The organism is Propioniciclava flava, assembly GCF_004126535.1.
Taxonomy (GTDB): domain Bacteria; phylum Actinomycetota; class Actinomycetes; order Propionibacteriales; family Propionibacteriaceae; genus Propioniciclava; species Propioniciclava flava.
Genome location: NZ_PPCV01000004.1, coordinates 255665 through 271796 on the forward strand (window position 1 = coordinate 255665; position 16132 = coordinate 271796).

Sequence of the window (16132 nt, forward strand, 5' to 3'; positions counted from 1 at the left end):
GATCCTAGCCATCCCCCAGATGGTCACGCGTCAGGCGTTCGCGGCCTCCAAGGCGGCCTTGACGGAGTCCTGCAGTTCGTGCCAAGACACGATGAACTTCTCCACACCCTCGGTTTCGAGGAGGTCGAAGACCTCAGGAAGGTTGACCCCCGCGGCCGAAACCTCGTCCAGGACGGCCTGCGCGGCCACCATCTTGCCCTCGATGGGGGCGCCGAGTTCGCCATGGTCGGCGTAGGCGAGCAGCGTCTTCTCCGGCATCGTGTTCACCACGCCCTGTGCGACCAGGTCGGAGACGTACAAGGTGTCGGAGTAGTCGGGGTTCTTCGTCCCGGTGGACGCCCACAACGGACGCTGCGGGTTGGCGCCATTGGCGGCCAGCGCCTTGAACCGGTCGGAGGAGAAGACCTGATTGAACGCACCCAGCGCCACCTCGGCGTTGGCGATGGCGGCCTTCCCCTTCAATGCGGCGTCGGCGCCCAGCGCGTCCAGCCGCTTGTCGATCTCGGAGTCGACCCGGCTGATGAAGAAGGAGGCCACCGAGTGGATGCCCCGCAGGTCGATGCCGGCTGCGGCGGCCTGCTCCAGGCCGGTGAGGTAGGCGTCCATGACCTCGCGGTACCGCTCCTCGGAGAAGATCAGCGTCACGTTGACCGAGATACCGGCGGCGATCGTGGCGGTGATGGCGGGAAGGCCAGCCTTCGTCGCGGGGATCTTGATCAGCACGTTCGGGCGGCCGACCGTGGAGTACAACTCGGCTGCCTGCACGATCGTGGCTTCAGTGTCGTTGGCCAGCGTCGGTGCGACCTCGATCGACACGCGTCCATCGAAACCGGCAGTGGCCTCATAGGTGTCGGCGAACAGATCGCACGCGTCACGCACGTCGGTCGTGGTGCAGGCGGTGATGGCTTCGTCGACATCGCTCAGCCCCGCGAGCTGCGCAGCGTAATCAGCGCCGTTGGTGAGTGCGGCGGCGAAGATGGTCGGGTTCGTCGTCACCCCGCTCACGTAGTAGTTGGCGATCATTTCGCCCAGGTTGCCGCTGGTCAGTCGGCCGCGGGACAGATCGTCGAGCCAGATCGACACGCCAGCGTCGGCGAGGCCCTTCAGGCGGTCATTCATGCATGTCTCCTGTTGTCTGGTTGGCGTCAAGGACGCCTTTGGACTGACTCTACTCAACCGTCGTGTCGCGACGGCAGGTCGTTGCCAATCCGGGACCCCATGCGTGGCTGCATCACACGGCGTCCGAGGTAAACTGCCCCGGACGCCGGGGGTCTCCGGGCGTTCGGCGTTCCACCTGGAGGTTGATGTATGCACCCGTCACGCACCGAGACGTCACCCGTGACGGCGCCGGGGCTGAAGGGCACGCTGCTGGCCTACGTCGGGCTCACCAAGCCTCGCATCATCGAGTTGCTGCTCGTGACGACCTTTCCGGCGATGTTCCTGGCCGCCCACGGTTTTCCCCCGTTGGGGCTAGCTGCGGTGACCTTTGTAGGGGGGACCCTCTCGGCGGCGTCGGCGAACGTGTTCAACTCCGTTCTCGACGCCGACATCGATGAGCAGATGCGCCGGACGCGTCGCCGACCGATGGTTCGCGAACAGGTGTCCGCGCGGGCCGCCTACATCTTCGCCGTTGTCCTGGGCATCGGGTCGGTGCTCATGCTGGGGTTCGGTGCGAACTGGTTGTCAGCCGCCCTCTCGGTCACGGCGATCCTCTACTACGTCATCATCTACACGGTGTGGCTCAAGCGCCGCACCCCACTCAACATCGTGTGGGGCGGGGTCGCAGGCTGCTTCCCCCCGCTGATCGGCTGGACGGCCGTGACGGGCTCGGTCGCGTGGCCTCCGCTCATCCTGTTCCTGATCGTGTTCTTCTGGACGCCGCCGCACACCTGGGCCCTGGGGCTGCGCTACCGCGAGGATTACGCGGGGGCTGATGTTCCCATGCTGCCCGTGGTACGTGAAGCCACCTACGTGACCCGTCAGATGCTCGCCTACTCGGTGCTCACGGTCCTCACCAGCATGGCGTTGTGGCCGGTGGCCTCGACGGGCTGGCTCTACCCCGTCGTCGCGGGCGTGAGCGGCATCGTGCTCATCATGGAGGCCATTGCCTTGATGCGACGCGCCGACGCGGGCCTCAGCGAAGCCAAGCTGGCACCCATGCGCCTGTTCCATTGGTCCAACAGCTACCTGGCGATCGTCTTCATCGCCGCAGCCGTGGACGCCTTGATCTTTTGATCACACCGACGCGTCGCGGCCTTTCGTCAGGAAGAAGAGGTGGCCCAAGGCGGCAGCGAAGAGCGTCGTCCCGACCATGTGGGCCAAGACCATGCCGGTGGGCAGGTGCGTGAAGTACTGCACGTAACCAATCAGGCCCTGCAGCAGGATGATGGCGAGTAGGCCCAGCCAGAGGCGACGCACCCGGGGCAGGGCCCACGCCCAGATCAATCCGAGCACAGTCGCGGCGACGATGGCCCAGACCGCCCAGGCGTGGAGCTTGGCCGTCAGATCCGGGGCGAGCCCATTGCGCTGCGCTGCACCGTCACCCGCGTGCGGACCCGCTCCCGTGACGACGACACCCAAGGCGATGATGGCCACGCCCAGCCAGAAGACGACGATGGTGAGAAGGTGCAGGCGTCGTGGAACAGCCATACGGCTCAGGCCGAAGGTCAGGTGCACCATCTCCACGCAGATCCAGATCAACCCGACGGAAGCTGCCATGTGGAGCCCCACGACCCACGGGTTGAGTTGGACCAGAACAGAGACGCCGCCGATCACCGCCTGGGCGATGATGCCCAAGCCCACGCAGAAGGCGAGGGTGAGAAGGCGTCGGGGCATGGCGCCTGCGCGGTAGGCGCGCCGGGCGGCGACGTACGTGCCGATCGCGATCGCGGCCAGCGCGAAGGTCAGGAGCCTGTTGCCGAACTCGATCAGGCCATGCATGCCGTTCTCAGGCAGGGGGACGTAGGAGCCCGGCTGGCATTGCGGCCAACTCGCACAGCCCAGCCCGGACTTAGTGAGGCGCACCAAGGCGCCGGTCCACACGATCACCATGTTGGCCACCAGAGACACCACGGCCCAGCGCCGCAGGGAAACGATCTGAGGGCTGGTCCTGGACATCGGTGTCGTCGTCAGCTGGTCCATCGAAATGCCTTTCGGGCCACGAACAAGGCGACGGCCGACCAGGCCGCCAGGATCATCACAAGGAAGGGAGTGAAGCGTCCCTCGGCGGCCGCACGCAGGGTCTCACCCAGGGCGCCAGCCGGAAGAAGGAGGAGGGGGAGGCGGAGCACATCGGGGTAGCGATCCAAGGGGATCACCAGCGCACCCCCGGCGGCGACCAGGATGTAGATGAGGTTCGCGACCGCCAAGGTGGCCTCGGCGCGCAAGCGTCCCGCCAACGCCAAAGCGAACCCCGCAAAGCAGATGAGAGCGAAAGCGGCAGCCAAGACCGCCAAGGCACTTTGGCCCGCATCGAGGACCGGTCGCCAGCCGAGGGCGACAGCGACCGCAGCGATGATCGCCACTTGACCCAACGCAATCGCAGCCGTCGCTAGCGCCTTGCCAGCGACCAGGTCGGCGCGTGTGAGCGGGGTGGCGGCGAGCCGCTCCAAGACGCCGTTGCGCCGCTCGAATCCGGTGTTGATCGCCAAGGAGGTGAACGAGGTGGACCAAAGGGCCAAGGCGATCACGGACGCGGGGAACACCTGGCGCCCCATGCCGAACCCGTCACCGGCGAGCATGCCCGCCACCAAGAGGCCGATGGGAATCACCAAGGCCAGCAAGAGTTGCTCGCCATTGCGCAGCAGCAACGACGCCTCCAGGCGAGCGTGCTGAAGGATGCGGTCGCCCCGCGGCGCGACACCGGGGCGGGGGGACAAGTCGAGACTCACGGCGCCTCCGTGGTGTGAGCAAGGAAGACATCTTCCAGGGATGACTCTGCTGTGAGATCGGCCACCGTGCCATCGATGGCGATGCGTCCGGCGTCCATGATCCATACGTGGTCGGCCAGGTCGGCGGCCTCGTCCATGGCATGAGTGGTGAGGACGACGGCCACCCCCGCGTCCGCGAGGTCGCGGATCAGGGCCCACGTGCGCCGCCGGGCGTGCGGATCCATGCCAGCGGTGGGCTCGTCCAGCAAAACCAGGTCGGGACGCCCCACGAGTGCACCAGCAAGGTTGACGGCTTGCTGCTGGCCCCCGGAGAGGCGTCGATAGGGCGTCGAGGAGGCGAGATCGATGCCGATGCGCTCCGCAAGCGCCTCGACAGACTGCGGGTGCGCATACAAGGAGGCGAGATACCGCAGGAGTTCACGGGCGCGCACGCCCGACCAGGCGCCGGTGGCTTGAGGCATGAGCCCGATCCGGGCGAGGGCGTCGGGGTGACCGGCAGACATCCCCAGCGTGGTGACGGTGCCCGACGTTGCGGGGATCAGTCCCGTGAGGACCCGCATCGCGGTGGTCTTGCCGGCCCCGTTCGGCCCAAGGAGCGCGGTCACCTCGCCTGCGGGAGCCTCGAACGTCAGGCCACGTAGGACCGGGGTGTCGCCAAAAGTCACCTTGAGATCGGAACAGATCAACGCGGGCGTGGACGGCACCTGGTCAGCGTACCGCCGTCGCGCCCGGCGGGCAGACGCATCGGGAGTGTGCGTTACGCCCGGGCAACACGGTGCAGATGGGGGAGTAAGTTTGCGTCTCGCGCGCATTTTGCAAGAATGGTGTTGTCAAAACTTGAGGGGAGGCATGAGCATGTCCAGCAATGAGACCCTGCCACCGCACGACACGGATGCAGACGAGGCGACGACGCGTGATCGGGTCGCTCGCTCCATCCTCGAACAGGGCCCCTCGACGGCTGCCGAGTTGGCCGAACGGCTCGATCTGACCCCAGCCGCCGTCCGCCGTCACTTGGCTGCGTTGATCGAATCCGGGCATCTGGAGGCACGCGATCAGCGTGTCTATGGTCAACGCGGACGCGGGCGTCCAGCCAAGGTGTTCTGCCTGACCGATGCAGGCAGAAGCGAGTTTTATCAGGCCTATGATCAACTGGCCATCGCGGCGTTGGAGTTCCTCCGAGCCGAGGGCGGACAGCAGGCCATCACGGCCTTCGCCGATCAGGTCATGGAGGAGGTCCGTCGCCGATTCACGGCCGAGGGTGCCGAATACGGTAGCCCCGCCGACGTTTTGGCCGAGGTACTCAACGAGCAGGGATACGTCGCGACGCTCAAGCCCGTCGCGTCGGGGACCCAGCTGTGCCAGTACCACTGTCCTGTGGCTCACGTCGCTCGGGCGTTCCCCGAGCTGTGTGCCGCAGAGACCCGCGTTTTTTCCGAACTGTTGGGGAGTCACGTGCAGCGACTCGCCACGATCGCCCACGGTGATGGGGTGTGCACCACGCACATCCCGCACCCTGTTGAGAGGACCAGTTGATGACCCAAACCCAGGCGCCCGGCCTCGGCGCGACGCAGGACGAGCACCTCGAGGCGCTCGGCAACTATCGCTTCGGGTGGCACGACAAGGATGGCGCCGGCGAGGCGGCCCGTCGTGGCCTCAACGATGATGTCGTCAAGGACATCTCCGCGCGCAAGGATGAGCCTGAGTGGATGCTGCAGCGCCGCCTGCGTGCGTTGAAGCTCTTCGATCGCAAGCCCATGCCCACCTGGGGTGCTGATCTGTCGGACATCGATTTCGACAACATCAAGTACTTCGTGCGCTCCACCGAGAAGCAAGCCACCTCGTGGGAAGAGTTGCCCGAAGACATCAAGAACACGTACGACCGTCTGGGCATCCCCGAGGCCGAGAAGGCGCGTCTGGTGGCCGGGGTGGCCGCGCAGTACGAGTCTGAGGTCGTCTACCACAAGATCAACGAGGAACTCGAGCGTCAGGGAGTCATCTTCCTCGACACCGACACCGCGTTGAAGGAGTACCCCGAGATCTTCGAGGAGTACTTCGGCAGCGTCATTCCGGCCGGGGACAACAAGTTCGCCGCCCTGAACACGGCCGTGTGGTCGGGTGGGTCCTTCATCTACGTCCCCAAGGGCGTGCACGTGTCGATCCCGTTGCAGGCCTACTTCCGGATCAACACCGAGAACATGGGCCAGTTCGAGCGGACGCTGATCATCGCCGACGAGGACTCCTACGTTCACTACGTCGAGGGCTGCACCGCACCGATCTACAAGTCCGACTCCCTGCACTCCGCCGTGGTCGAGATCATCGTGAAGAAGGGCGCACGCGTCCGCTACACCACGATCCAGAACTGGTCGAACAACGTGTTCAACCTCGTCACCAAGCGCGCGACCTGCGAGGCGGGGGCGACCATGGAGTGGATCGACGGCAACATCGGTTCCAAGGTGACGATGAAGTACCCGGCGGTGTGGCTGCTGGGCGAGCACGCCAAGGGCGAGACACTCTCTATCGCGTTCGCCGGCGAGGGCCAGCACCAGGACACGGGATCCAAGATGGTTCACGCGGCTCCGCACACGTCCAGCTCGATCATCTCCAAGTCGGTCGCACGCGCGGGTGGGCGAGCCGCCTACCGTGGCCTGGTCGAGGTGCAGCCGCAGGCGCATCACAGCGCGTCCAGCGTGAAGTGCGACGCGCTCTTGGTCGACACCGTGAGCCGCTCCGACACCTACCCGTACGTGGACGTCCAGGTGGACGACGTGTCCATGGCCCACGAGGCGACCGTGTCCAAGGTCTCGGAGGATCAGCTGTTTTACCTGATGCAGCGCGGTATGGGCGAAGACGAGGCGATGGCCATGATCGTGCGTGGCTTCGTGGAGCCCATCGCCCGAGAGCTGCCGATGGAGTACGCCTTGGAGCTGAACCGCCTGATCGAACTGCAGATGGAAGGAGCCGTGGGCTGACGCCCCCGGAGAGGATACGAATACCGTGACCGTGACTGAAGTTCCCAACGTCGCTCAGGCGATCGAAACTGTCGAATCGCACCTGCACCCCAAGCCCAGCTTTGCCCTGGCCGATCATCCGGTTCCGACGGGCCGCGAAGAGGTGTGGCGGTTCACGCCGCTGCGTCGGATCGCTTCCCTGCTGGAGGAGACGCCCGATGCAGGCGCGCTCAGCGTCACCATCGACGCCCCCGAGGGTGTCGAGGTGGGTGAGCTGAACGCCGGGCAGGCCCCGCGGGGAACCGTGCTGGTTCCCGGGGACCGGCTCGCCGCGCTGGCCGACTCCGGCGCCCCCAACGCCCGCTACGTGCGCGTCCCCGCGAACGCCGAACTCGCCCAGCCGATCTTCGTGGACCTCCATGGGGACGACGCGGCGGCTCGCGCCAACGTCGTGACCGTTCTCGTGGCCGAGCCGCACTCCAAGGCGACCGTGGTGCTGCGGCACACCGGATCGGCCCAGGTCCTGGAGAACGTCGAGATCGACGTGCAACCCGGCGCCTCCCTGACCGTCGTCTCCCTGCAGGACTGGGCCGACGACACGCTGCACGGCGGTGAGCAGACCGCCCGCGTGGCTCGCGATGCCACCTACCGCCACGTCAACGTCAGCTTCGGCGGCAACGTGACCCGGTTGCACACCAACGTGTACTACGAGGGCCCCGGCGGCCGCGCCGAGTTGTACGGGCTCTACTTCGCCGACGCCGGTCAGCACATCGAGCACCGCATGTTCGTCGACCACAATGCGCCCGACACCTTCAGCCACGTCGACTACCGCGGCGCCCTGCAGGGCACCGACGCGCACACGGTGTGGGTCGGCGACGTCCTGATCCGCAAGATCGCGGAGAACATCGAGACCTACGAGACGAACAAGAACCTCGTTCTCACCGAGGGTGCGCGCGCCGATTCGGTCCCGAACCTGGAGATTGAGACCGGCGAGATCATCGGTGCCGGTCACTCCTCGACCACGGGGCGCTTCGATGACGAGCAGTTGTTCTACCTGACCAGCCGGGGCATCGACCCCGACGAAGCCAAGCGCCTCGTGGTCATGGGCTTCTTCGTCGAGATCATCCACCGCATCGGCATCGCGGATCTGGAAGAGCGACTCATCGCCGAGGTCGAGCGCGAACTCGCCGAGACGGTGGGCGTCGCCAAGCACGTCCGGGAGGGCGAGTGAGCTGGACTCTCGCGTGCTCCGCCGCTGACCTGGAGGAGGACCAGCCGTACTCGGCTGACGTGGACGGCGAACTGGTCGCCCTCGTGTCGACCGAAGGAGAACTGTTCGCCATCCGCGACCGGTGCAGCCACCGCGACGTGATGCTGAGCCTCGGCGACGTGGAGGACTGCACCTTGGAGTGCGTCGCCCACGGCAGCCGCTTCGACCTGCGCACCGGAGAGGCCCTCGACCTTCCCGCCACGCAGCCCGTACCCGTTTACCCCGTCAAGCGCGAGGGCGACGACGTCTACGTCGACCTCGACAACCCGATTACACAGGAGTCCTGAACCACCATGTCGCTCGTTATTTCCGGCCTGCACGTCGACGTCGAGACCGAGGACGGCCCCAAGGAGATCCTCAAGGGCGTAGACCTCACCATCAACCCCGGAGAGGTCCATGCGATCATGGGCCCCAACGGGTCCGGCAAGTCGACGCTGGCCTACAGCCTCGCTGGCCACCCGAAGTACCACATCACCTCCGGTGAGGTCACCCTGGACGGGACGGCGATCAACGACCTGACGGTGGACGAGCGCGCCCGCGCCGGGCTGTTCCTCGCGATGCAGTACCCCGTCGAGGTTCCCGGTGTTTCCACCGCGAACTTCCTGCGCACCGCCAAGACCGCCATCGACGGTGAGGCCCCCAAGGTCCGCACCTGGGTGAAGGAGGTCAACGCCGCGATGCAGGAACTCGGCCTGGACGAGAGCTTCACCTCGCGCTCCCTCAATGAAGGCTTCTCCGGTGGTGAGAAGAAGCGCGCGGAGATCGTGCAGCTTCAACTCCTCAACCCGAAGTACGCCATCCTCGACGAGACGGATTCCGGCCTGGACATCGACGCTCTGCGTGTCGTGGCCGACGGCGTCAACCGCTACACCGCCCCCGGCGACCGCGGCGTCTTGCTGATCACGCACTACACGCGGATCCTCAACTACATCAAGCCCGATTTCGTCCACGTTTACGTGGACGGGCGTGTGGTGGCCGCGGGTGGCCCCGAACTGGCCGACAAGCTGGAGGAGACCGGCTACGACTCCTACGTCGCAGCGGCCCGGGCGAATGCCTGATCGAGGCGACGCGACGCTCCTGCCCGCGCGGGTCAGGGCGGACTTTCCGATCCTGTCCCGGCGGGTAGGGGACTACCCGCTGGCCTACCTCGACTCGGCGAACACCTCGCACAAGCCGCAGGCGGTCATCGATGCAATCGCGACCCACTACGCGGAGCACAACGCGAACGTGGCCCGCGCCATGCACATGCTGGGCGCCGAGGCGACCGCCGGATTCGAGGGCGGACGCGCCAAGGTGGCTACCTTCGTGGGAGCTACTCGCCCTGAGGAGGTCGTGTTCACCAAGAATGCGTCCGAGGCGCTCAACCTGGCCGCCCACACCCTGGGGCAGCATCTCGGGATCGGTCCCGGCGACGAGATTGTCATCTCCGTGCTGGAGCACCACTCCAACATCGTGCCGTGGCAGTTGCTGTGTCAGCGCACCGGGGCGACGCTGCGGTGGTTCGACGTCACCGAGGAGGGGCGCCTCGACCTGGCCGAAGCGGACGCCGAGGGTCTCATCAACGAGGCAACCAAGATCGTGTCGCTCGCGTGGGTTTCGAACGTGTTGGGCACCGTGAACCCGGTGGCCGACCTGGTCGCGCGCGCCCACGCCGTGGGGGCGATCGCCGTGCTGGACGCCTCCCAGGCCGTTCCGCAGTTTGGCGTCGATCTGCCCGCCACCGGCGCCGACCTGGTCGTGTTCACCGGGCACAAGATGCTCGGCCCGACCGGCATCGGGGTGTTGTGGGGGCGCTACGACCTGCTGGCCGAGTTGCCGCCCTTCCTGGGGGGAGGGGAGATGATCGAGGTGGTCACCATGGAGCGTTCCACCTATGCGCCTCCGCCCGCCCGGTTTGAGGCCGGGACGCCCCCGATCGCCCAGGCGGTCGGGTTGGGTGCAGCGGTGGATTACCTCACCGCGCTCGGAATGGACGCGGTCGCTGCCCACGAGCAAGCCATCACCGGCTACGCGCTGGATCGCTTGAACGAGGCGTCAGGGGTCCATATTCTCGGGCCGACCGACACGAAGGATCGGGGCGGTGCGATCTCGTTCACCCTGACGACGGGGGATGGCTTCGCCATCCACCCCCACGACATCATGCAGATGCTGGACAGCCGTGGGGTTGCTGTGCGAGGCGGGCATCACTGCGCTCGTCCCCTGCACAAGAGGCTCGGGATCCAGGCGTCCACGCGGGCGTCGTTCTCGGTGTACACCACGCCGCAGGAGATCGATCAACTCGTGGACGCGCTGGCGTACACGCGCGACTTCTTCGGGAGGCACTGATGAGTGTGGAGCAGATGTACCAGGAGATCATCCTGGACCACTACAAGCAAAAGCATCATGCCGGGCTCCGTGAGCCCTACGAGGCTGAGGTGAGCCACGTCAACCCCAGTTGTGGCGACGAGATCACGTTGCGCGTCCACCTCGACGGGGACACGATCAGCGACGTCAGCTACGACGCCGAAGGGTGCTCCATCTCGCAGGCTGCTGCGTCCGTGATGACGGATCTCGTCATCGGGCGCACCGTCGACGAAGCACTCGCCATTGAGCACGAGTTCCACGACATGATGCACAGCCAGGGCAAGGCCACCCCCGACGAGGACGTCCTCGAGGATGGCATCGCGTTCCTGGGGGTCGCCCAGTTCCCGGCTCGCGTGAAGTGCGCGATGCTCGGCTGGTCAGCCTGGAAGGATGCCGCAGCACAGGCCCTGGCCGCATCGACGCAACAGCAGGAGGAAGCATGACCGACACCCCTCGCCCCTCTGACCTGGTGAAGGACACCTTCCCCGACGCCGCGGCGCCGGGCTCGGCTGGCGTGGCCGCCATCGAGGATGTGGAGGAGGCCATGCGCGACGTGGTCGATCCCGAGCTGATGGTCAACGTCGTGGATCTGGGCCTCGTGTACGGCATTGCCGTTGACGAGGAGAACAATGCGACGATCGACATGACGCTCACCTCCCCGACGTGCCCGCTCACCGACCGACTCGAGTACGACACTCAAGTGGCGCTGAGCCCCCTGGTGAACTCGGTGACGATCAACTGGGTGTGGCTGCCGCCGTGGACGCTGGACAACATCACCGATGACGGGCGTGAACAACTGCGGGCCATCGGCTACAACTTGTGAGTCAGGCCTTCGCCGCCTCGCGGCGGACGTAGTTTCCCTGGGCGATGCGCCGCAATCCTTGGAGTGCGCGGTCGCCCAGGGCTGTCCCGACGACGACCATGTTGGCCGTCCCGGCCCGGTCCTTCACCGGGGCGATCGCGCCGACGTCCGCGCGGGCGACCGCGTCTGCGGCATCCGCAGACGCGGGCAAGAGGGAGAGCAGATCCAGGCGTCCCAGATCATGGAGGACGTCGAGCACCTGCGCCACCATCATGATGCCCGCGTTGCCCTCTTCGACGATCCAATCGCGCTGAGAGCACGCCTCCTTCACCAAGGCCACCGCCCAAGGCGAGGCGGGTTGACGAGACATGGGTAGGGCGCGCTGGGCTACCTCCATGATCTCTACCAGGCTCGCGTCAGGGGCATCGACCGCGGCCAAGACGGTTTGCGCCTTCGCAATGGTCAAGCCCCTTCGTCCAGCAGGACGCGGATCAGCCGCAGGCGCTCCTGGTGCGAGGTGTCGTACTCGGTGTGGTTGTAGCCCTGGCGTGCGCCTTCAGGGAGCAGGCCTGCCCGCACGTAGTACTTGATGGAGGCGGTGCTCACGCCGCTCAACTGTGAGAGTTCGGAGATCCGCATCGCGGGAGACTAACCTCCGATAGTTGCCCCTTCAATGGGTGCGGGGGCCCAGCGTTGCCCGCGTCTTTGGGCCTCGCGCCGCGACGATGAGTCAGGGCGCATCGGGCATGGGGGGCGGAGAAGAAGCCCCCTGCGGGCCCGAGGGGGGAGCGTCGCTCTCGGCCACGGAGGGGGTTGCGGGGCGAGGGGACGCCGGTGCGGGGACCCCCGCCTCGACCTGCGGCACACGTGGATCCGCCATCGCGGGATCGTTGGAGATGAAGGCGTTCAGCCACCTCATCTGAGGATCGTGATCGACCAGCAGTGCCTTGGCCAGCAGTGTCATCGGCAACGCGAGGAGCGCACCGAGGGCACCTATGACGGAACTCCACAGCAGGAGCGAGAGAAACGAGACCAGGGCCGTTACGCCGACCGCGTCGCCGTTGAACTTGGGCTGGATGATCGACTGGATCACGAAGTTCACCACCGAATAGATGATGACGACCAGCAAGGCTGTCAGGGGATCGTTGGCCAGCAAGGCCATGACGGTCGGCGGAACCAAGCCGATGACGAACCCGACGTTGGGGATGTAGTTGGTCAAGAAGGCCAAAATGCCCCACACGAGCGCCAGGGGAACGTTGAGGAGTTCCAGTGCTACCACGTCGATGACCGCGACGATCAGGCCGAACACTGAACTGACAACCCAATAGCGGCGCACCCCGACGATGAAGTCGGCGATGGAGTGCCAGATGCGTGGCTGATAGCGCTTGAGGGCGTCGTTGCGTTCGCCAAACGTGTCGGTGTCGAAGGCTATCATGAAGATCATCACGATGATCACCGTCAAGAGCGTGACGACGTTGGTGACGCTCCCGAGTGCGCTAGTCGCCACCCCAGCCAGGTTCGCCGGGGTGATCGCCTTGAGCTGGTCGAGGACCTGCTGCTCTGAGACGCCTACCTGACCCAGGAGCGCCACGCTTTGGTGATAGAGGTTCCACAACTGGCTTTGATAGCGGGGCAATTCCTGCACCAGGGAGGTCAACGACCACGCCAGTGAGTAGAAGAACGCCCCCAAGATGGCAAAGACGACGACGGCCAAGATGACCTGAGCGAGGATGCGGGGAACGCCCTTGCGTACCAGGAACGTCTGGATCGGATAGGCCGCGATGAAGAGGTTCAGCGTCAGCATCAGGGGGCCGATGATGTCGGAGTACTGATGCATCCCGTACAAGATGATGAGGCCGCCGGTCAGCGTCACCACGATGGTGGTGACCGCGGGGATGAGGACGCGCTGGGGGCGTGGCGCGGCGGTCGACTCACGGAGCTGTGCCATGGCGACCAGCGTAGGGCTCACGGGAAAGCCCCCTACGGCGAACCCGGTAGAGTGGACCATCGTGATTGTTGCGCGCGATGTGTCCGTGGCCGTCGGCGCCCGCACCCTGCTGGAGCCGACCAGTTTCCAGATTGCCACCGGTGACCGCATCGGTCTGGTGGGGCGCAACGGCGCTGGCAAGACCACCTTGACGAAGATCCTCGCGGGGGAAGGGGCGCCTGCCTCAGGCCAGGTGACCAATTCGGGCCTGCTCGGGTACCTGCCCCAAGACCCACGCACCGGCGATCCGGAACAGACCGCCCGAGACCGGATCCTCTCCGCCCGCGGGCTGGACGGCATCTTGAAGCGGCTGGCGAGCACGTCCCAGGCCATCGCGGATGCGGACTCCGATGAGGAACGTGACGACGCGATGCGTCGCTACAGCCGGGCCGAAGCCGAGTTGGCGGCCGCCGGTGGATATGCGGCCGAATCCGAGGCGTCCCGCATCTCCGCCAACCTGGGCCTGCCCGACCGGGTGCTCGCCCAAGCGGTGCGGACGCTGTCGGGTGGTCAGCGCCGGCGCGTCGAACTGGCACGGATCTTGTTCTCCGGCGCCGACACGCTGCTGCTGGATGAGCCGACCAACCACCTCGACGCCGACTCGATCACCTGGCTGCGCGGATTCCTGGCGTCCTACCCTGGCGGCATCCTCGTGATCAGCCACGACACCGGCCTGCTCGACGCGGTGGTCACGAAGGTGTACCACCTCGACGCGAACCGCGGTGAGATGGATCAGTACAACCTGGACTGGAAGAAGTACCTCGTCCAGCGCGAGACCGATGAGAAGCGACGCCGCCGTGAACGCGCCAACGCGGAAAAGAAGGCTTCGCGGTTGCTGGAGCAGGCCGAAAAGCTGGGCGCCAAGGCGACCAAGGCTGTGGCCGCACAGAACATGGCGCGACGAGCCGAACGGCTACTCGCGGGGACGGAAGGCCAACGGGCCGCCGACCGCGTCGCCAAGATTCGCTTCCCCGACCCCGCGCCGAGCGGACGCGTTCCCCTCACGGCGGAAGGGCTCTCCAAGAGCTACGGCAGCCTGGAGGTGTTCACCGGCGTCGACCTGGCGATCGATCGTGGTGCCAACGTCGTCGTCCTCGGGCTGAACGGCGCGGGCAAGACCACGCTGCTGAGGATCTTGGCCGGTCTGGAGCAGCCCGATACCGGGCGCGTGGTTCCGGGGCATGGGCTCAAGCTGGGCTACTACGCCCAGGAGCACGAGACGATCGACGTGCAGCGGTCAGTGCTGGAGAACATGGTTTCGGCCTCGCCCAACGTGGACGACACCCAGGTGCGTAAGATCCTCGGCTCGTTCTTGTTCACCGGAGACGACGTGGACAAGCCAGCAAAGGTGCTCTCCGGCGGGGAGAAGACCAGGCTGGCCCTCGCGATGCTCGTGGTGAGCGCGGCCAACGTGTTGCTGCTGGACGAACCCACCAACAACCTGGATCCGGCGTCCCGGGCCGAAGTGCTCGACGCGATTCGCACCTATGCGGGGGCGGTCGTCCTCGTCACCCACGATGAGGGTGCCGTGGAGGCGCTGCAGCCCGACCGGGTACTCCTGCTGCCCGACGGGGATGAGGATCTGTGGAGCCCCGAGTACGCGGATCTGATCTCGCTGGCCTGACGCCTCTGCCCCGTGCCGGGTGCGGCGATTACGCCAACCCGCCACGGCGAGGGACGCCCGGTGCTTGGATGGGGGAGACACCGACACCGGCAGAGAGGTTCCCGTGCCGTCCATCCGCCATCGGCGCGTCACGCGCTGGGCCACCCTCTTCATTGTCGTGACTGTTGCCCTCGGGGGCATGGTCTGCGCGACCGACTCCAGTTCAGCCTGCCCGGCCTGGCCCGTGTGCTACGCCGATCAGGTGGGCCCGGTGATGCAGGCCGGATGGCTGAAGAACCCGGTGATCGAGTTCGTCCACCGCGCCATCAGTTTCGCGGCACTCGTGCTGCTGGGCGTCTCGGGGTGGATGGGCCGACGGTACGCGGATCCTCGCGCCCGCGTGTTCCCTTGGGTCGCGCTGGCCTGTGCGATCGGCTCCGCGGTCTTCGGCATGATGATCATCTTGTTCACGCTCCCGCTGGGATTGAGCCTGCTCGACCTTGCCTTTGCGCTGATTGCCATGGTGCTGATCACGATCACCGACGCTGCGCTGCGGCCTCGTGCCGCAGCCCTTCCGGCGCGCCGAGGGCTGGCGCGCCTCACCACTGCCGCGCTCAGCGTGCTGATCGTGATGCACCTGCTGGGGAGCGTGGTCGCCGGGACCACGCCTGACGGTGTCGCCTCCTTCACTCGGTGCCTGAGTTGGCCCTTGTGGGAGGTCCACGACCTCGACCGTTTCCCCGCCTTGCAGATCACCCGGATCGTGTTGGCCGCCGTCGCGATCGTGGTGATCGTCGCGGTGGCGGCGCTGGCTCAGCGGCAACGACGTGGCCGCGTCCCGGCGTGGATCGCCGTCGCGCTGGTGGCGATCGAGCAGATCCTGGCCGCCGTCATCACCACCGCAGGCTTGGCCCCCACCCAGACCAACGGCATCGACGCGACCATTGCGGTCACCTACTCCGCCGTTGCGGTCGCGATCATGTGGGCGCTGTGCTGGGTCCTGGGGGAGAGCCTGGGCGGGATCCGGACTCAGTCGAGGTAGTCCTCCACGACAGCGGCCGGACGCATCTGCTCGCGTGCGGGATCGGCATGGAACTCACGATCAGCCTGACGTCGCCGCAAAAGATCCCACAGCCGATCGAGCCGGATCTCGAGTTCCGCGATCCGCTCATGCTCGGATTGGGTGGTGATCTGGCCTGACGCGAGTTGACCGCGCAGGCGCCGCTCCTCATCAATAGCAGCGGTGATGGAGTCGTGAATCTGATCGTCGGTCGTCATGGGGCACCCTT

Annotated in this window: 18 protein-coding genes and 1 pseudogene; 11 read left to right on the forward strand and 8 right to left on the reverse strand. The window is 66.3% G+C overall.

Annotation, left to right across the window (positions count from 1 at the left end; all coding sequences use genetic code 11):
- Positions 1-30: 30 nt before the first annotated feature.
- Complete coding sequence (gene tal / locus C1706_RS07665; RefSeq protein ID WP_129458634.1) at positions 31-1119, reverse strand: transaldolase; 1089 nt, start codon at positions 1117-1119, stop codon at positions 31-33.
- Positions 1120-1308: 189 nt separating this feature from the next.
- Here tal and C1706_RS07670 point away from each other — a divergent pair, with 189 nt between their 5' ends.
- Entirely contained in the window at positions 1309-2235 is a 927-nt protein-coding gene (locus C1706_RS07670) for a heme o synthase (RefSeq protein ID WP_129458635.1), read from the forward strand.
- Here the strand turns inward: C1706_RS07670 and C1706_RS07675 are convergent, their stop codons facing one another.
- The 3 genes from C1706_RS07675 to C1706_RS07685 are packed head-to-tail and all read right to left on the reverse strand — an operon-like array spanning position 2236 to position 4594.
- Entirely contained in the window at positions 2236-3117 is an 882-nt protein-coding gene (locus C1706_RS07675; protein ID WP_164987477.1) for a COX15/CtaA family protein, read from the reverse strand. It lies immediately after the preceding gene.
- An 11-nt stretch (positions 3118-3128) separates the two neighbouring features.
- Entirely contained in the window at positions 3129-3890 is a 762-nt protein-coding gene (locus C1706_RS07680) for an ABC transporter permease (RefSeq protein ID WP_241653485.1), read from the reverse strand.
- Positions 3887-4594: an ABC transporter ATP-binding protein gene (locus C1706_RS07685; protein WP_241653486.1), complete on the reverse strand. Its 708-nt coding sequence runs from the start codon at positions 4592-4594 to the stop codon at positions 3887-3889. The genes C1706_RS07680 and C1706_RS07685 overlap by 4 nt, the downstream gene beginning before the upstream one ends.
- A 145-nt stretch (positions 4595-4739) precedes the next feature.
- On the opposite strand from C1706_RS07685, the gene C1706_RS07690 reads away from it, so the two are divergent.
- From C1706_RS07690 to C1706_RS07725, 8 genes are read left to right on the forward strand one after another with little or no spacing between them, the layout of a single operon-like run.
- A complete protein-coding gene (locus tag C1706_RS07690; RefSeq protein ID WP_180316845.1) occupies positions 4740-5423 on the forward strand; it encodes a helix-turn-helix transcriptional regulator in 684 nt (227 codons plus the stop codon).
- Positions 5423-6859: a Fe-S cluster assembly protein SufB gene (sufB, locus tag C1706_RS07695; protein WP_129458639.1), complete on the forward strand. Its 1437-nt coding sequence runs from the start codon at positions 5423-5425 to the stop codon at positions 6857-6859. Before C1706_RS07690 ends, sufB begins: the two co-directional genes overlap by 1 nt.
- Positions 6860-6884: 25 nt before the next feature.
- Positions 6885-8069: a Fe-S cluster assembly protein SufD gene (gene sufD / locus C1706_RS07700; protein WP_206661030.1), complete on the forward strand. Its 1185-nt coding sequence runs from the start codon at positions 6885-6887 to the stop codon at positions 8067-8069.
- Complete coding sequence (locus tag C1706_RS07705; RefSeq protein WP_129458640.1) at positions 8066-8395, forward strand: non-heme iron oxygenase ferredoxin subunit; 330 nt, start codon at positions 8066-8068, stop codon at positions 8393-8395. Before sufD ends, C1706_RS07705 begins: the two co-directional genes overlap by 4 nt.
- Positions 8396-8401: 6 nt before the next feature.
- Positions 8402-9166: a Fe-S cluster assembly ATPase SufC gene (gene sufC / locus C1706_RS07710; RefSeq protein WP_129458641.1), complete on the forward strand. Its 765-nt coding sequence runs from the start codon at positions 8402-8404 to the stop codon at positions 9164-9166.
- Positions 9159-10433 carry a SufS family cysteine desulfurase gene (locus C1706_RS07715; RefSeq protein ID WP_129458642.1) on the forward strand — a complete coding sequence of 425 codons (1275 nt, stop codon included), beginning with the start codon at positions 9159-9161 and terminating at the stop codon, positions 10431-10433. The genes sufC and C1706_RS07715 overlap by 8 nt, the downstream gene beginning before the upstream one ends.
- A complete protein-coding gene (gene sufU / locus C1706_RS07720) occupies positions 10433-10894 on the forward strand; it encodes a Fe-S cluster assembly sulfur transfer protein SufU (RefSeq protein WP_129458643.1) in 462 nt (153 codons plus the stop codon). Before C1706_RS07715 ends, sufU begins: the two co-directional genes overlap by 1 nt.
- Entirely contained in the window at positions 10891-11274 is a 384-nt protein-coding gene (locus C1706_RS07725) for a metal-sulfur cluster assembly factor (RefSeq protein WP_129458644.1), read from the forward strand. Before sufU ends, C1706_RS07725 begins: the two co-directional genes overlap by 4 nt.
- Before the next feature lies 1 nt (position 11275).
- Here C1706_RS07725 and C1706_RS14350 read toward each other — a convergent pair whose 3' ends face one another.
- From C1706_RS14350 to C1706_RS07735, 3 genes and pseudogenes are all read right to left on the reverse strand, one after another.
- Entirely contained in the window at positions 11276-11719 is a 444-nt protein-coding gene (locus C1706_RS14350) for a hypothetical protein (RefSeq protein WP_206661031.1), read from the reverse strand.
- Positions 11716-11892, reverse strand: a complete 177-nt coding sequence (locus C1706_RS07730) for a MerR family transcriptional regulator (protein ID WP_206661032.1) — start codon at positions 11890-11892, stop codon at positions 11716-11718. Before C1706_RS07730 ends, C1706_RS14350 begins: the two co-directional genes overlap by 4 nt.
- Before the next feature lie 244 nt (positions 11893-12136).
- Positions 12137-13096: pseudogene (locus C1706_RS07735) on the reverse strand (AI-2E family transporter); the annotation flags it as partial.
- Between the two features lie 166 nt (positions 13097-13262).
- Here C1706_RS07735 and C1706_RS07740 point away from each other — a divergent pair.
- Positions 13263-14864, forward strand: coding sequence for an ABC-F family ATP-binding cassette domain-containing protein (locus C1706_RS07740; protein WP_129458646.1), 1602 nt, complete (start codon positions 13263-13265; stop codon positions 14862-14864).
- A gap of 103 nt (positions 14865-14967) precedes the next feature.
- On the forward strand, positions 14968-15885 hold the full coding sequence (locus C1706_RS07745) for a COX15/CtaA family protein (RefSeq protein ID WP_164987479.1): 918 nt from the start codon (positions 14968-14970) through the stop codon (positions 15883-15885).
- Here the strand turns inward: C1706_RS07745 and C1706_RS07750 are convergent.
- On the reverse strand, positions 15873-16121 hold the full coding sequence (locus C1706_RS07750; protein ID WP_129458648.1) for a DUF2630 family protein: 249 nt from the start codon (positions 16119-16121) through the stop codon (positions 15873-15875). The genes C1706_RS07745 and C1706_RS07750 overlap by 13 nt on opposite strands.
- Positions 16122-16132: the final 11 nt, after the last annotated feature.

Excerpts from the sequence above, each read along its gene's own strand:
- C1706_RS07675 (WP_164987477.1), bottom strand. The coding sequence starts at position 3,117 with ATGTCCAGGACCAGCCCTCAGATCGTTTCCCTGCGGCGCTGGGCCGTG.
- C1706_RS07750 (WP_129458648.1), bottom strand. The coding sequence starts at position 16,121 with ATGACGACCGACGATCAGATTCACGACTCCATCACCGCTGCTATTGAT.
- sufU (WP_129458643.1), top strand. The coding sequence starts at position 10,433 with ATGAGTGTGGAGCAGATGTACCAGGAGATCATCCTGGACCACTACAAG.
- sufC (WP_129458641.1), top strand. The coding sequence starts at position 8,402 with ATGTCGCTCGTTATTTCCGGCCTGCACGTCGACGTCGAGACCGAGGAC.
- C1706_RS07690 (WP_180316845.1), top strand. The coding sequence starts at position 4,740 with ATGAGCATGTCCAGCAATGAGACCCTGCCACCGCACGACACGGATGCA.
- C1706_RS07725 (WP_129458644.1), top strand. The coding sequence starts at position 10,891 with ATGACCGACACCCCTCGCCCCTCTGACCTGGTGAAGGACACCTTCCCC.
- C1706_RS07730 (WP_206661032.1), bottom strand. The coding sequence starts at position 11,892 with ATGCGGATCTCCGAACTCTCACAGTTGAGCGGCGTGAGCACCGCCTCC.
- C1706_RS07670 (WP_129458635.1), top strand. The coding sequence starts at position 1,309 with ATGCACCCGTCACGCACCGAGACGTCACCCGTGACGGCGCCGGGGCTG.
- tal (WP_129458634.1), bottom strand. The coding sequence starts at position 1,119 with ATGAATGACCGCCTGAAGGGCCTCGCCGACGCTGGCGTGTCGATCTGG.
- sufB (WP_129458639.1), top strand. The coding sequence starts at position 5,423 with ATGACCCAAACCCAGGCGCCCGGCCTCGGCGCGACGCAGGACGAGCAC.
- C1706_RS07715 (WP_129458642.1), top strand. The coding sequence starts at position 9,159 with ATGCCTGATCGAGGCGACGCGACGCTCCTGCCCGCGCGGGTCAGGGCG.